Origin of the sequence: Rhizobium sp. BIGb0125, assembly GCF_024810055.1 — a bacterium.
GTDB lineage: Bacteria > Pseudomonadota > Alphaproteobacteria > Rhizobiales > Rhizobiaceae > Agrobacterium.
The window spans coordinates 597,469-612,790 of the sequence record NZ_JANUDV010000004.1 but is presented as its reverse complement, the minus strand read 5'-3'; the positions used below and the strand labels follow the sequence as shown (position 1 = coordinate 612,790).

The window sequence follows — 15,322 nt, the reverse complement described above, 5'->3', positions numbered from 1 at the left end:
GCATCAGCGTCAGCATCGGCATCGGCATCAGCGTCAGCATCGGCATCGGCATCAGCGTCAGCATCGGCATCGGCATCAGCGTCAGCATCGGCATCGGCATCAGCGTCAGCATCGGCATCAGCGTCACTGTCGTCTCCAGAGGATCCGCCACCAAGAGCGAGAGCCGCTCCGCCGGCCAGCAGGCCGAGTGCCGCCAGACCAAGAATAGAACCATCGCCTGTTGTGGCACCGACCAGCTGGTCTACACCTTCAATTTGCGAGAACTGGAAATCCGCCAAGCCATCGCCATGTTCGCCAAGCCAGAGATTTCCGTTTTCGTCTTCCAGCACCAGCTGGCTGTGTTCGCCGTCAACCTCATGATAGAAGTTGCCTATCCGGATCGTCTCACCTGATCGCATGCGCATCAGCAGATCGTCGCCATCACGAACGAAATTGGCAACGTCATTGGGCGACGCATTAATCTGTACGATACTGGGTCTATCTACATTCAGGTCATAGAGTGACACCGATCGAGAACTTCCCTCTGACTTATCTGTGACTATCGCAACCATGAAATTGTTCTCCTGCAACGCGGCAACAAGCGGTGACAGAAATTCACTGCCACTCGGAACACCAAGCAACTTTCAAGAAACCGGATTTTTGCGAACGGCGAACCGCCGCGAGGTGTAGAGCTGAACCATCAGCTCTGATTTTTGGCCTTAAGGAAATTTACCTCTGAAGGGCCTCTCCCATTCTCATAATTGCATAGAAGCTGGGCGTTGCAAGAAAAACAACCAGCAATAGTATTAGTAAAGTCTACTTTAGTTAATTCTTCGAAAACAAACGGCAATTTCCCAGAACAAAAAGCAGGGAATTAATGTGCGGCGCTCAGAACCACCTGTGCCGTTACGAAGGTGGTCTCAAGTAAAAAATCTGCTTTATTTTTGTTCTCTAGCGATCATTCGTACCGCTTGTAGACAGTACCGTTCCGATTTGTGCCACGTCAGCGGGCGGTAAAATCTCAATTAGAAGAACCGGCAAAGGTTCAGGAACCTACTCACACAACATGAAAAGACTGGAATATTTTCAATAAAATGACAAAAATCAATTATTTATCGGCCTCAAGATGGTTGTGTTGGCAACCACCTACAATGGCACGCCTTGAACGGTTTGACCTTCAAGCGCAAAAGCCTTGCGTATTTGTCCCGCACTGAACGTACAGTCAATATTCAACCGATGCAGATCATATTTAATATTGCTGATGTCAAACCTCGCCGCATGCAACTCCTGATCAGCATTGAGCAAATCCAGCAGGCTTCTGGTGCCTAGTTCAATATATTGCGTCTGGTAGAGATCGCGGGTCTGCCGCATGGTGGTTTGGCGGACGGAAAGAGAGCGATACAGGCTTTCCTTGCTCGATATCTGGCTGCTGGCCTCCGTGAGGTTCCGCAAGATATCGACCCGCGCGCGTGCTTCTGCCGCCTGCGATGCACCAAGCGCCTGCGTTGCCATGTTACGCCGGGCACTTGTTGCGCCGCCATTGTAGAGGCTGCCGGTTACCCGCAAGCCAACGCTATAGTCCGGTTTGTGAGAACCAATATCCGTGGGATCGACACCGATGCCTGCATCAAGCGACAGGGTTGGAAGCCCTTCGGCCCTGGCAAGATCAACCTGCGCTGCGGCAGCCTTGCGGTCCGCATCTGCCTGCATGACTGCCGGTACCTGCGACCAGTCCAGATTTGTCGAGCCACAGGCTTTCGCCAGCCAGACTGGCATCGCGTCAGAAACATCAATCCGTCCGGCAATACCGCTCAGATTCGAAAGCACCGCTTGCCAGCGGGCCAGTTCTCCCTCGATCTCCAGTAATGTGGCTTCAGCAGCCTGGACACGTGCCTCCGCCTGAAGCAGGTCGGAACGGGTGCTTGCACCCTTGTCTGTCCGGGAACTGACCAATTCCAGAATTGCTTTGGTATCCTTGATCTGGTCACGCGCCACAACGCGCAGAGCACGATTGCGCTGAATTTCAATCACCGCATATGACGTCTCTCGCGCGAGGTCATCCACTGCCATCAAAACCTGCGACTTGCGGCCAGAAATACCGGCCGTGGCAATCTTCACCTTGTTGTCGACCTTGCCAAAGTCATACAGCATTTGCGAGACATTGAGGTTAAGGTCCGGGCTGTAGCGATCCGATCGATTGGTATTGTAGGCCGAATCCACACCCCAGCTGACATTAGGCAGATAGCCTGAACGCGCTTCGTTAACGGCCTCTGTTTGTTGGCGCAGGCGGCCCACCGTCTCCGTGACTGCGGGGTGCCAATCAACGGCTTTTCGTACCGCCGTTTCAAGCGACAAAGGCCCCTTGTGTTCGGCCTTTTCAAAATTGCCCGGCTTGATTGAGCCGGTTATCGGCCCAGTCACGCCTGGCAGATCATCACCCTGCGATGTGCGCGCCTGAGCACCGGCATCTCCCGTACTTGCCGTGTTGACCTGTTGTTTCTGGATACGGGAACCGTTTGCGCAACCGGTCGCCAAGACACAAACGGCAATAGTGCAAAGAAGCGCGGGAAGCCAGTGAGACTGCATACAACGTTCCACCTTCAAACGAGAAGAATGAGCAACTTGCCAGTACGCAGAACAAAAAAATGGCCTGTGATACGCCGATACAACCCGGCTTTATAAGCCAAAGCTAAATGAGCATGGTTAATGGTAAGTTAATTGAAATTCGTGCACCGCAGCAATGCAGGGTAGAGCCAATAGTTATCGTAGCAGGCTTAAGCTGCTTCAATCGGTCTGCCACGGCGGCAGACCGAGCTTCATGTCATCATTAAAGATTGGCCGGACGCGGTGTCGGCACTGGTACATTCAGCACATTTTCGCTCGCCCATGTCCGGATAGCGTGCGGACGACCTGGCATTTCACTCTCTAGATAGCTGGCATGGCCCGGCAGTCCCATCGGGTACAAAGCCTCACGGCTGTTCTCATAGGCAACGCTCTGGTTTGTGCAAAGGCGAACACGCATATCCTCAGGCGCGACATCAGGTCGGTTACGGATATCATCCACGCGGCCTGCATTTGCGGTAAGACGTCCGTCAAAGGCCTGCGTTAGATACTGAGCTGAACGCTCATTGCGTTCGCGTTCAGTGGTTGCACCGAGAACAACCACCATCACCTGTTTGCCGTTACGCTCGGTAAGCCCGACGTAGTTTCTGCCAGAGGCACACAGGAAACCGGTCTTCATGCCAACCGTGCCGCTGAAGCGGGTCAGCAACAAATTATTGGACTTAATTTCCTTACCATCGATGGTGACCGCCGTTGCTTCAAAGAAATGCCGATACTGCGGAAACAGCCGGTCGATTTCCATTCCAAGGATCGCAAGATCACGCGCTGTGGAATAATTCTGTCGGCTGAACAGACCGTTTGGGCTAGCAAAATGCGTGCCGGTCATACCAAGCGAAGCCGCCCTTTCATTCATGTGCGCAACGAATGCTGGCTCACTGGCAGCCACGGTTTCCGCAAGGGCAACGGCCACATCGTTGGCGGACGCTGTGATTGTCGCGTAAAGGGCATCTTCAAGCGTCATAGTACGCCCAAAGGTCAGCCCCGATTCCAGAAACGCCTGCTTCGTTGCATTGCGCGTCATCACGACCGGCGTCGTCAGGGTCACTGTATTTGCACGAAGAGCCTCGAAAGTCAGCAGGGCCGTCATCAACTTGGTTGTGGAAGCAGGATACCACGGCACCCCTGCATCTTCCTGATAAAGCACGCCACGACTTGCAACATCAACAACAAGGACAGGCGTTGCATTTGCCGCTGAACTCGCCAGGAAAGAAGCGCTGAGCAACACGCTTGTCAGCATTTTTCCTGTGAGACGCTTTAGCGTCGTCCCCAGGTTTGCGATTGAACCGCGTTTTGGACAAGAAGAATGAGAGCGCTCTAAGAATGACATGCGGCATATGCTTTGGTTTGTGAACAGTCCCTTGGGTATAGGGCGGATCGGGCATGTTTGTCGATGCTGTCTTGCAATAAGCTCTGTTCAATAGCCGCATATGTGAACAGTACATATGTCGCGAATTACTTTTGTTGACTAAAATTATCATGTATTATAGAGCAATCCCCTGAAGCCGTTACCGGCTTTTTGCATGGGGGAATTTATGACATTTTTGGGAGTTTTAACCGCGCCAGTGGTGGCAGCGGCAGTCTTTGCTGTGCCTGCAAATGCCCAGCAACTGAAGGCTTTCACTGAATTTGAAGCACGCTGGCAAAGTCAGGAGTCCACGGCAAACCTTGGGCTAATGTTGCCGTTCATGCTGGATAACAGCACTGCACTGTTTTTCGATATCGGAGCCGCCATCCAGGAAGGTGATGTGCAAAAAGGCTCATTCGGCGGCGGCTATCGATTTTCGGCTGGCAGCTGGGTCAGTGGCCTTTATGGTTATTACGATTATCTCAACAGCGGACTGGACAACAGTTTCCACCAGATGTCCTTCGGTGTTGAGGCAATCGGCCAGATTTATGAAACAAGGGCCAACATCTACCTGCCGATTGGTGCGGGCAAGTCCGTCGATGGCGCAGGCGCCGGGGTGATTGATGGTGGAACCTTGAAATTCCGCGAAGGCATGGAAAGAGCAAGACCAGGCATCGATACCGAAATCGGCATCAAGGTTCCCGGAATATCGTCCACTGGCAACGCAGAACTCAAGCTGTTTGCCGGTAGCTACTGGTATGGTGGCAAGAACATGGACGACATGTTCGGCGCAAAATTGCGAGCAGAGCTGGCCTTTGCAAATCTTCCGGTGTTACCCGCAGGATCGACTGCGCATATCGGGCTGACAGGAACCTATGATAATGAGGACCGATTTGACGGCGCCCTGATGGCACGTCTCAGAATACCGTTCGGTGTTACAGAAACAGAAAACGCAGAGCCCTTTGATCCGTGGACGCAGCGCGTCGAGCGTAATTCTGCAATTCGCACACATGTTGGGGCAACAGGCGATCTCGAAGATGCTATTATCGACCTGAATGGCCAGATGGCTGGACAGGTTGTCTCTATTTCATCGGCAAGCGGCAACACATCGGCCATAAATGCGCGCATCGCATCGGCGGGCACTGGCGCGGTGATCCTAATCGATGGCAGCATCGGGCTCGACCAATCCTTATCACTGGCAAGCGGACAGACGCTGCTTGGCGGCGGTGGCAATCTGGCACTGCGCGGTGCCTCAAGCGGCGCCAAGGGAAGTTATGTCAACCAGAATGCTGCTGGCGTATTGACGGGTTATGACCCGTCGCAAGACGTCATCACCATGGCGTCGAACAGTGTTGTATCGTCGCTTTCGATCTCTGGCGGATTGGCGGGTATCGGCAGTAACGGTACATCCAACCTGTTCATCGACAGCGTTGATGTAACCAACACCGCACATGACGGCATTCGATTGACGCAGGTGGATGGAGCAACCATCCAGAATAGCCGTATCCACGATCTGTTCATTTGCGAAAACAATACTGCGTGTGAATTTGCCGTCGGAAATCCGAATGTCGCGCCTTATGCAGCTGTCAGCGCGCACGGCACCCGAAACCTCACGGTCAAGGACACGACAATCGACAGCGTAACATACGGTATCTTTGCAGGCAGTGCGATCGATGACAGTGGATGGCCACCCGTGGTCACGGATCTGGCCAGCAACATCAGCCTCGACAATGTGACGATTTCCCGCTCCCGTCGTGAAGGTATTCTTCTCGTTGCTGCAGACACAGTCAGCATGAATGAGGTTACGATCGATAACTCGCAGCAAGGCCGCGACATGGACCTGGTTGTTCTGCAGGGGACTTCTAATGTGACGATAACGGACATGACACTGAAGGGAGGCGTCAACGGTCTGATGTTGATTTCCGCCAGTACGTTGCCTGATGAAGCAAAGACAACCAATGTGCGTGTGAACGGACTGTCGATCGAAGACACCAACAATGCCGGGATATTCTTCAATCCAGTGACCGACATCAGCCTCAGCAATGTGACCATCAAGAATGCCGGTACTTATGGCATGTTCCTGTATGGCGATGAATGGGGTTTCCTGGGCGGCCCCATCAAAGACATCAGTTTCGACAATGTCGTCATCGATGACACGACGCTGGCAGGGCTTTATTTCATGGGGCCAAGTGAAAACCTCACAGGTAACATTCGCGTTATCAACACGCCACGCGATTGCAAATCCGACGCGTCGTGGATGGGCGGCCTGAGCGGCTCGATTTCGCAGGATCCGGGTTCCGTGCTGCTGCTTAACGGCACGGCGATCGACAGCACGAATTTCAATGGACGTTGCGGTTAAACCAACACAATCGGCTGAAAAACATCGAGGATCGGGCTATCCGGTCCTCGAACCAGCGGTTTTCAACATCAATTCCCTTGCTCTGATCAAAACGGGCCTTGGTGCCAATCAGCATCTTTTCCCCCGGCGTAGATCGGTGCCTTGTCATCCCTCTCACCGGCCAGAACGCAGCCACAAGTTTTATGCGTACCCGGCGGGAACGCCAAAAATTGCAAATTGGCTCTAGCTTTGGAGCGTGGTCTTGTTATACCTCTCTGCCCCAGAGGAAACCGAAAATGCCAGACGAAGCCGAAGACGGCGACAGTACTGACGGATACCGAATGACCGCGACCCGCTTCGACGCGGCGTCGCTTTTTCATGAAATCAAAGCTTTTACATCAACCGCGCCGGCAACGGGGCGGCTTTACGCGTTTCCTAATTTCAACAACAGAAGGATTGGCCTCACCCTGACGGGCGGTCTCTACAATATATGATTTTCGAATGGATGTCCGACCCGGCCGCTTGGGCGGGTCTTGCCACCCTTATCGTTCTCGAAATTGTTCTCGGTATCGACAATCTTGTCTTCATTGCCATTCTGGCGGACAAGCTCCCGGAACACCAACGCGAAAAGGCCCGCCTGATTGGCCTTAGTCTGGCGCTGGTCATGCGCCTCATCCTGCTCGCTTCGATCGCGTGGATCGTTACCCTGACCGCCCCATTGTTTACCGTTGCAGGCATGGAGATATCCGGTCGTGACCTGATCCTTATTGTTGGTGGCGTCTTCCTGTTGTTCAAGGGAACGATGGAACTGCACGAACGGCTAGAAGGACATACCGAACACAAGGAAGGCAAGATCCACCACGCCATTTTCTGGCAGGTTCTTGTCCAGATCGTTGTGCTTGATGCAGTCTTCTCGCTCGACAGCGTCATCACCGCCGTTGGCATGGTGAAAGAACTGTCGGTCATGATGATCGGTGTTATCGTCGCAATGGCCGTCATGATGATGGCATCCAAGCCACTGATGGCATTTGTGTCCAAACATCCAACCGTCGTCATCCTTTGCCTTGGCTTCCTGATGATGATCGGTTTCTCGCTGGTCGTTGAAGGTCTCGGCTTCCATATTCCGAAGGGCTACCTCTATGCCGCTATCGGTTTCTCGATCCTGATCGAAGCGTTCAACCAGGTCGGTCGCCGCAATCGCGAACGGTTCATGAGCACGGGTGACCTGAGAGAGCGTACCGCCAATGCGGTTCTGTCGCTACTTGGCAGCCGCAAGAGCGAGACGTCGCTTGGCGAAGCAGGCGACGTGATTGCCGACCGGGCAACGGAGAACGAACTCTTCACCCCGGTCGAGCATGACATGATCGAAAGTGTGCTGGCGCTCGCCGACCGTCCGGCAAAATCCATCATGACCCCACGCCGTGATGTCGAGTGGCTTGATATTGACGACAGCGAAGACGAGCTGAGAAAGCAGATCATCGAGACGGGCCATTCCCGTTTCCCGATCGGTCGTGGCAGCCTGGATGACTTCGTCGGCGTCGCGTTCGCGAAGGACTTGCTCCGCGACCTCCTGGAAACCGGTAAGATCGATTTCGACCGCTCCCTGCGCCAGCCTCTTGTCGTGCATGAAAGCGTCAGCGCCCTGCGCCTTCTGGAGCAGCTTCGCCAGTCGCCTCTTCAGGTTGCTATTGTCCTCGATGAATATGGTTCGATGGAAGGTATGGTCACACCAACCGACTTGCTGGAAGCCATTGCCGGCGAGTTCCTGGATGATGACGAGCCGTTCACTCTCGAGCGCGAGGCAGATGATGCCCTGCTGGTCGATGGTCGTACCGACATCCGTCACGTGTCAAAGATCGTTGATGCCGATCTGGTGGATGATGCCAACCGTTACTCCACGTTGGCGGGCCTCATCCTGTGGCGTCTTGGCCACCTTCCGCGTCAGGGTGAAACGGTCGTATTTAACGGTCTAGTCTTCGAAGTGGTGGCGCTTGATGGCCGCAACATCAACAAGGTGAGAATTAAAAAACACGTCACAGAGTTGGAAATAACCTCTCTCGAGGCGTGACTTCGGTCCGTCACTTACAATACATGCCCCGGCAGTCGTACCGCGAGACTGCCGGGGCGCCAACGACCTGTAGGCGTTGACTTTGCAGGGTCCGACCTCCATCTTTAACTGACATGCCGAAGAAAAAGCCGACAGAAAATGATGGCCCTGAGCTGGTCAAAACGTGGGAGTTGCCAACCTCGGCAACGCTCGGATCGGCTGTACGCGCCAAAGGCATTCTGCAGGAAGTTCAGGCACGGCTTCCGATGACCATTCGCAAGTCGATCGACCTTGAGGTCGGCATACTCACGCTGGCACTACCGGAAACGTCGAGAACAACTTTTCGTGCCGCATCAGCAACGGTTTCCGAAGTGCTCGCCAATATTGCCAGCCTGCCGGTAATACCCCGGGAAATCGAAGACATCCTGACCATCTCGACAACGGAACGCCATAGGTGGCTGAATGATGGCCGATTGCCCAGTGCCGGAACGCGCACGGTGAAACTGCGAGGACGTGCGAAAAAGATCACCTTCCATGTCTTCGAGCCGAAGGTTGTCGAAGATCTGCTGGACCGTGGAACGGTCGATGAATGGCGTGAAGAAGATGCCGCCGCCAAGCTGGAAAACAGACGGCGAGCAGCCTATCAGGCCAAACTCACACGCTCGTTGAAAAAGGCCAGCAAGGACAAAACAAAAGCAAAACCCAAATCCGATGAGACCAATCTGTCAGGATGGGAAGATTTCGACCGCGACGGATTTTTACGCTAGATTTTTGAGCGGCACGTAATGAGATACCTTGCTAGCACTATCCCATACGTTCAGAAACATATTCGCCCGGCGATGCTGGAAATACCACGGTCTTGTTTCCATTCAGGAAGACCCGGTGATGAATATGGGCATGTATGGCGCGGGCCAGCACTTGGCTCTCCACGTCACGGCCAAGACTGACATAGTCCATCGCACTTTGTGCATGGGTTACGCGCGTGGTGTCCTGCTCAATGATCGGCCCTTCATCGAGATCTGCGGTGACGTAATGCGCCGTCGCACCAATCAGCCGCACACCTCGCTCATAGGCCTGTTTGTAAGGGTTGGCCCCTTTGAAGGATGGCAGGAAAGAGTGGTGAATATTGATGATCCGGCCAGACATTTCCTGGCACAGTTGGTCCGACAGAACCTGCATGTAGCGAGCCAGCACAACAAGTTCCGCATTGGTATCATGGACAACCTGCAGGATCGCCGCTTCGGCCTCGGGCTTGGTCTCCGGCGTGACGCGAATGTGGTAAAAAGGAATGTCATCATTTACCACCTGCTTTTGATAGTCGAGATGATTGGAAATCACCGCAACGATCTCCACCGGCAGCGCACCTATGCGAGAACGGTACAGAAGATCATTCAGGCAATGGCCAAAGCGCGACACCATGATCACCACCTTGGCTTTGCGGGACTGGTCGTGGAACTCGTATCCCATGTCAAAATCTTTTGCGATGGATGCAAAGCCCTCAGCCAGGGCGTCCCGGTCCGTGCCCTTCTCCGAAACAAAACTTAACCGCATGAAAAAGCGGTCATTTTCCTGATCGGTGAATTGTGAACTGTCGTTGATGTTGCATCCGCAGTCGGCCAGATAACCGGACACGGCGGCAACGATACCGCTTCGTGCGGGGCACGAGACTTTCATGATGTATGCCATTCTACCCTGCTCTCCTGCTCAACCCTATCACCGGGGTAAAATCCGCTTTCACAGTGTTCTATTTCGCTGCTGCACGATATTTTAGACGATTTCTGCAGCAAGTTCCTTGCAGCCGGTTTCGAGCAGATGGCCAAGATGCGGCGCAAAACTGTTCCAGATATCCATGCGGAACCGATCTGCCGCATCACGCCGCAGCACCACGGTTACACCGTCGAAATTTGTACGACGCGCCTCACCAACAGGAATGGTATCGATGTCGCGGGCGCAGCCAAGCGTCAGCAGTTCGGCGGCCTGTGGCCCCTCGATCACCACTGTCACTTCGCGGCCGGAGATATCGACAAGACTATGCGGATGAGCCGCATAGATGTTTGCACAGGCAGCAACCAGACCCGCAACGTCATCCACCGGGCAATGGATCGTCCACTCATCCGGACCGAGGTGAACCACCTCGACTGCGCCTGAGGAAACACGCGCACCGATCCTGTTTGGCAAAACAAGACCAAGAGTATTGTTCAGCGGTGACAGGTCACCACGCGCCCGCAGCGACAAGCGCCCATTGGCCGAGGAAAGGCCGACCCGCGCAGCATTGCTTTCGGCCAGCGTACCTGAGGTGGGAAAAGAAACGCGCATATTCATGGTCATCTCCAGATCAGATCTTCAGGCGGGAGTTTTCGGGATCGACAAACACCATGCCGGTAATTTTTGCGGCAATGGTGCGGTCCGGCATCGGGATGTAGACCGTCTCACCGGCCCTCTCATGACCACCCTCCACCAGAGCCAGTGCAATTGGCTGGCCAACCGCGTCCGAGTGGTAAGCGGAGGTCACGTGACCCACCATTTTCATCGGGATCGGCTGGTTTGGATCAAAGACGATCTGGGCACCCTCTTCCAACTTCGAGCGGTCTTCGGTCAGAAGGCCGACAAGGTGTTTGCGCCCCTTGGCAGTGAGATCAGGGCGTGCAAGGCCACGTTTGCCAACGAAGTCAGGTTTGTTCTTGCCAACTGCCCAGCCCATCGCGGCGTCATAAGGCGTGACCGTGCCGTCGGTGTCCTGACCAACAATGATGTAACCCTTCTCGGCGCGCAGCACGTGCATGGTTTCCGTGCCGTAGGCGGTAATCCCATATTGCTGGCCGGCCTCCCAGAGGATGTCCCACAGCTTGCGACCAAGCGGCGCCGGAACATTGACCTCAAAACCGATCTCACCAGTAAAGCTGACCCGGAACAGTCGCGCCGGCATTCCGGCCACCGTGCACTCCACACAGGACATGTGCGGGAAAGCCTCTTCCGTCAGTTCGACACCCTCGACCAGCGGTGCAAGCAGCTTTGCCGCATTCGGACCGTTCAGGGCGATTGTCGACCACTGTTCGGTAGTGGAGGTCAGCCAGACATTAAGGTCAGGCCATTCGGTCTGGAGGTAATCCTCCATCATGTTCAGAACCCGCGCCGCACCGCCGGTGGTGGTGGTCACGTGGAAACGATCCTCCGTCATGCGGCCGATAACACCGTCGTCGCGGATAAATCCATCATCGCCGAGCAGCAGACCGTAACGGCAACGACCTGGTGCCAGTTTGGTCCACGGATTGGTATACATCCGGTTCATGAATTCAACGGCATCGGGGCCGACGACTTCGATCTTACCAAGTGTCGAGGCATCGAAAATACCGATGCTGTCGCGCACCGCACGGCATTCGCGGCCAACCGCAGCATCCATATCTTCGCCGGGCTTCGGGAAATACCAGGCGCGGCGCCATTGGCCGACAGGCTCATAGGCGGCGCCGTGCTCTTCGGCCCAGCCATCAATCTGTGTCTTGCGTGTTACCTCAAAATGTCCGCCACGGTGATACCCTGCAAAGGCGCCAAAGGTCGTCGGCGTGTAAGGCGGACGGAATGTGGTCAGACCGACTTCCGGCTGGCGTTTGCCCAGCGCTTCGGCCGCAATATTCAGGCCGTTGATGTTGGACATCTTGCCCTGATCGGTCGCCATGCCATTGGTGGTGTAACGTTTGACATGTTCGATCGAGCGCATGCCTTCACGAACCGCCAGTCGCAAGTCCTTGGCAGTCACGTCGTTCTGGTAGTCGACAAAGGCTTTTGCCTTGCCGGGATGACGGTCGCTTGGCAGTTCTGTATGCGAGACGCCTGTGCCTACCCGGTCATGATCCACCAGATAGCCGGAGGTACCACTTGTCTTGCCAAGCGCTTCTGCAACTTCACAGCCTCGTTCCGCACCGTCCTTCAGCGCAGCTTCAATGCCCCAAAGTCCCCGCCCTGCACCGGCAATCAAGCAATCTTCGTTGGTTACAACTGGCAGGAAAGTGGTGCGTTCATCATCCCAGGCTATCTTGCCTTGAGTGTGGGAAAAGAGATGCAAGGAAGGGGTCCATCCGCCCGACATCAGCACCGCATCGCAGGCGATAGACTGGCCGGCGCCCACTGTAGAACCATTGACCGGGTTCGCGCGAACTGAACTGACACGCAGCCGTCCCGACGTCGCCGTCACCGTATGAGACAATCGAACCGGGATGCCGAGTGCCCGGGCTTCATTCACCAGTTCTGGCCGTACATCAGGCCGTGTATCGATGATTGCCTGAACGCGAGCACCAGCACCATGAAGATCAAAAGCGGCATACCACGCACTGTCATGGCTGGTGACCACCACTGGCCTGTTGCCGACCTTAACGCCGTAACGGTTGAGATAGGTCTGGGCAGAACCAGCCAGCATTACCCCCGGACGATCATTGCCATGAAACACCAATGGCTTTTCCAGCGCACCCTGCGCCAGCACCACCTGGCGCGCCCGTACCCGCCACAGGCGTTCACGCGGCACATCCTGCGGCAGGGTTTGAAGGTGGTCGGTTAGCTTTTCGCATAGACCGATCATGTTCTGGTGATAATAGGCAATGGCTGTTGTCCGGGTCATGACCCTGACGCCCAAATCCTTCAATGCCTTCAGCTCATTGGCTAACCAATCCCACGCAGGTTGACCATTGATTTGTGCCTGCGGCTCAGACAGCAAGGTACCGCCAGCCTCGGCATTTTCATCGACGACAACGACTTTCAGACCATCAACGGCGGCAGCGCGCGCAGCAGCCAGACCGGCTGGACCGGCACCGACGATCAGCACATCGCAGTGAAGGTTGCGCGAGGCATAATGGTCCGGGTCTTCTTCGGTTGGGGAAACACCAAGTCCGGCCGCGGCCCGGATGAAAGGTTCATAGACCTTGTTCCAGAAGCTCTTCGGCCACATGAAGGTCTTGTAGTAGAAGCCGGCCGAAAACAGCATATAGGCCATGTCGTTGATGGCGCCGACGTCAAACTTCAGGCTTGGATATTTGTTTTGGGATGTGGTCTCCAGACCGTTCCAGATTTCCTGCACGGTGGCGCGGGTATTTGGCTCGAACCGTCCTGCACCCCGTCGTGTACCGATCAGCGCGTTCGGCTCTTCCGATCCGGCAGCGACCGGACCACGTGGTCGGTGATATTTGAAGGAGCGGCCCATCAGGTGCACGCCATTGGCAAGCAGTGCTGACGCAACCGTGTCACCCTTGGCGCCGCGATAGGTCTTGCCGTCAAAGGTAAAGCTTACAGGGTTGCTTGTATCGACCCGGCCACGACCGGAAACGCGGTATGAGTTCATTTCGACACCTCGGAGCGGACTGGCGAGCCGACAGGAACACCCGGCAAAGAAGCAAGATCAGGGCGTGGCTCACCTGCTCGGTAGGTGGTCAGGAAGCGGTCGCTGACCGTGTCGCGCACAGCATTGAAGAAGCGGCCACAGCCATGCAGATGCCGCCATCTTTCAAAATGCGGGCCTTTGGTGTTTTCACGGATGAACAGAAACTCTTCCCACTGCTCGTCCGTCTGTGACGAGGGATTAGCTGGGCGAATGACATGGGCCTGACCGGCATAGGTGAATTCAGCTTCCGGCAGTGTTTCCTGGCAATAGGGGCAATTGATCAGCAACATATCTTAAGCTCCTCAGTGAGCCACAGCCGCGGCAGCGGCCTCGTCGATCAGGCGACCCGAGCGGAAACGCTCCAGCGTGAAAGGTGCGTTGATCGGATGCGGTTCGTTTTTCGCAATGGTCCATGCAAAGGTATGGGCAGCACCCGGGGTTGCCTTGAACCCGCCGGTTCCCCAGCCGCAATTGACGTAAAGACCGTCAACCGGCGTTTTGCCAAGAATGGCCGAGCGGTCCGGTGTCACATCGACAATGCCGCCCCATTTACGCAACATCCGCATGCGGTTGAAAATCGGGAAGATTTCCGTAATCGCTGCAATCGTGTGTTCGATCAGCGGCAAACCGCCCCGCTGCGAGTAGGATGTATACTGGTCGGTACCCGAACCGATCACCAGTTCACCCTTATCGGACTGGCTGATATAGGCGTGAACGGCGTTCGACATCACGACGCAAGGGAAAATCGGCTTGATCGGCTCAGAGACCAGTGCCTGCAACGGATAACTTTCCAGTGGCAGGCGAACGCCTGCGGTTTCCATGACAACCGATGTATGGCCTGCGGCGGAAACGGCGACCTTCTTGGCCTTGATGAAACCTTTTGCGGTTTCTACACCGGCAACGGAACCATCAGCATTGCGGCGAATGGCCGTAACCGGGCAATTCTGGATGATGTCGACACCACGTGCTGCTGCACCGCGTGCATAACCCCAGGCGACCGCATCATGACGTGCCGTACCTGCACGCTCCTGCAACGCGCCGCCTACGACAGGATAACGAGCATTGGGCGAAATGCTCAGCGGAGGGCAATATTCCTTGCATTCCTCGGCGCTCAGCCAGCGGTTATCGACGCCGTTGAGACGGTTGGAATGAATGTGACGCTTGAAGCTCTGCACGTCATGCACCGTATGGGCCAGCATCAGAACACCGCGCCGCGAATACATGACGTTGTAGTTCAGTTCCTGACTGAGATTTTCCCACAGGTCGACGGCGTGGTCGTAAAGCCGCGCACTTTCATCATAGAGGTAATTTGAACGGATGATCGTGGTGTTGCGGCCGGTATTTCCACCGCCAAGCCAACCCTTGTCGATGACAGCGACATTGGTAATGCCGTGCTGACTTGCCAGATAGTAGGCGGCCCCCAGACCATGACCGCCAGCGCCGACGATGATCACGTCATATTCGGCCTTTGGCGCACTGTCGGGCCATTGCTCGTCCCAGTTCTTGTGGCCGGTAAGGGCGTTCCGCAATAGGTTAAAGGCATTAAAGCGCGTCATGAGCGGGCCTGCTGGTTGGAACATCTCGTGATGGAAAATCTACGGAGATTTATTTGGACCAAGCTGGACA

12 protein-coding genes are annotated in these 15,322 nt (G+C 55.2%); 4 read left to right on the top strand and 8 right to left on the bottom strand.

Annotated elements, in window-relative coordinates; genetic code table 11:
- The 3 genes from M2418_RS14435 to M2418_RS14425 all read right to left on the bottom strand — a co-directional run.
- Positions 1-551, bottom strand: a 551-nt coding sequence (locus M2418_RS14435) for a BapA/Bap/LapF family prefix-like domain-containing protein (protein WP_259147357.1), incomplete at its 3' end; no start/stop codon positions are given.
- 574 nt (positions 552-1,125) lie between these two features.
- Complete coding sequence (locus M2418_RS14430) at positions 1,126-2,565, bottom strand: TolC family outer membrane protein (RefSeq protein WP_259147355.1); 1,440 nt, start codon at positions 2,563-2,565, stop codon at positions 1,126-1,128.
- A 241-nt stretch (positions 2,566-2,806) separates the two neighbouring features.
- Entirely contained in the window at positions 2,807-3,838 is a 1,032-nt protein-coding gene (locus tag M2418_RS14425) for a D-alanyl-D-alanine carboxypeptidase family protein (protein ID WP_259147353.1), read from the bottom strand.
- A gap of 295 nt (positions 3,839-4,133) precedes the next feature.
- Here M2418_RS14425 and M2418_RS14420 point away from each other — a divergent pair, with 295 nt between their 5' ends.
- From M2418_RS14420 to M2418_RS14405, 4 genes are all read left to right on the top strand, one after another.
- Positions 4,134-6,305, top strand: a complete 2,172-nt coding sequence (locus M2418_RS14420) for a right-handed parallel beta-helix repeat-containing protein (RefSeq protein WP_259147352.1) — start codon at positions 4,134-4,136, stop codon at positions 6,303-6,305.
- A gap of 275 nt (positions 6,306-6,580) precedes the next feature.
- On the top strand, positions 6,581-6,778 hold the full coding sequence (locus tag M2418_RS14415; protein ID WP_250985111.1) for a hypothetical protein: 198 nt from the start codon (positions 6,581-6,583) through the stop codon (positions 6,776-6,778).
- Positions 6,775-8,352, top strand: a complete 1,578-nt coding sequence (locus M2418_RS14410; protein WP_259147349.1) for a TerC family protein — start codon at positions 6,775-6,777, stop codon at positions 8,350-8,352. Before M2418_RS14415 ends, M2418_RS14410 begins: the two co-directional genes overlap by 4 nt.
- A 113-nt stretch (positions 8,353-8,465) precedes the next feature.
- Positions 8,466-9,098 carry a hypothetical protein gene (locus M2418_RS14405; RefSeq protein ID WP_259147348.1) on the top strand — a complete coding sequence of 211 codons (633 nt, stop codon included), beginning with the start codon at positions 8,466-8,468 and terminating at the stop codon, positions 9,096-9,098.
- Positions 9,099-9,135: 37 nt separating this feature from the next.
- Here M2418_RS14405 and purU read toward each other — a convergent pair whose 3' ends face one another.
- The 5 genes from purU to M2418_RS14380 form a co-directional block, all read right to left on the bottom strand.
- Entirely contained in the window at positions 9,136-10,017 is an 882-nt protein-coding gene (gene purU / locus M2418_RS14400) for a formyltetrahydrofolate deformylase (protein WP_259147347.1), read from the bottom strand.
- An 81-nt stretch (positions 10,018-10,098) separates the two neighbouring features.
- Positions 10,099-10,653, bottom strand: a complete 555-nt coding sequence (soxG, locus tag M2418_RS14395; RefSeq protein ID WP_259147346.1) for a sarcosine oxidase subunit gamma family protein — start codon at positions 10,651-10,653, stop codon at positions 10,099-10,101.
- 13 nt (positions 10,654-10,666) lie between these two features.
- Positions 10,667-13,657 (bottom strand): sarcosine oxidase subunit alpha, encoded by a 2,991-nt coding sequence (locus M2418_RS14390; RefSeq protein WP_259147345.1) that lies wholly within the window; start codon positions 13,655-13,657, stop codon positions 10,667-10,669.
- Positions 13,654-13,986, bottom strand: coding sequence for a sarcosine oxidase subunit delta (locus M2418_RS14385; RefSeq protein WP_250985105.1), 333 nt, complete (start codon positions 13,984-13,986; stop codon positions 13,654-13,656). The genes M2418_RS14390 and M2418_RS14385 overlap by 4 nt, the downstream gene beginning before the upstream one ends.
- A 12-nt stretch (positions 13,987-13,998) precedes the next feature.
- Positions 13,999-15,252, bottom strand: coding sequence for a sarcosine oxidase subunit beta family protein (locus tag M2418_RS14380; protein ID WP_259147342.1), 1,254 nt, complete (start codon positions 15,250-15,252; stop codon positions 13,999-14,001).
- Positions 15,253-15,322 lie beyond the last annotated feature (70 nt).

What these genes read in the sequence shown, in the direction of transcription:
- M2418_RS14430 (WP_259147355.1), bottom strand. Translation starts at nt 2,565, where the DNA reads ATGCAGTCTCACTGGCTTCCCGCGCTTCTTTGCACTATTGCCGTTTGT.
- M2418_RS14425 (WP_259147353.1), bottom strand. Translation starts at nt 3,838, where the DNA reads ATGCTGACAAGCGTGTTGCTCAGCGCTTCTTTCCTGGCGAGTTCAGCG.
- M2418_RS14420 (WP_259147352.1), top strand. Translation starts at nt 4,134, where the DNA reads ATGACATTTTTGGGAGTTTTAACCGCGCCAGTGGTGGCAGCGGCAGTC.
- M2418_RS14415 (WP_250985111.1), top strand. Translation starts at nt 6,581, where the DNA reads ATGCCAGACGAAGCCGAAGACGGCGACAGTACTGACGGATACCGAATG.
- M2418_RS14410 (WP_259147349.1), top strand. Translation starts at nt 6,775, where the DNA reads ATGATTTTCGAATGGATGTCCGACCCGGCCGCTTGGGCGGGTCTTGCC.
- M2418_RS14405 (WP_259147348.1), top strand. Translation starts at nt 8,466, where the DNA reads ATGCCGAAGAAAAAGCCGACAGAAAATGATGGCCCTGAGCTGGTCAAA.
- purU (WP_259147347.1), bottom strand. Translation starts at nt 10,017, where the DNA reads ATGGCATACATCATGAAAGTCTCGTGCCCCGCACGAAGCGGTATCGTT.
- soxG (WP_259147346.1), bottom strand. Translation starts at nt 10,653, where the DNA reads ATGAATATGCGCGTTTCTTTTCCCACCTCAGGTACGCTGGCCGAAAGC.
- M2418_RS14390 (WP_259147345.1), bottom strand. Translation starts at nt 13,657, where the DNA reads ATGAACTCATACCGCGTTTCCGGTCGTGGCCGGGTCGATACAAGCAAC.
- M2418_RS14385 (WP_250985105.1), bottom strand. Translation starts at nt 13,986, where the DNA reads ATGTTGCTGATCAATTGCCCCTATTGCCAGGAAACACTGCCGGAAGCT.
- M2418_RS14380 (WP_259147342.1), bottom strand. Translation starts at nt 15,252, where the DNA reads ATGACGCGCTTTAATGCCTTTAACCTATTGCGGAACGCCCTTACCGGC.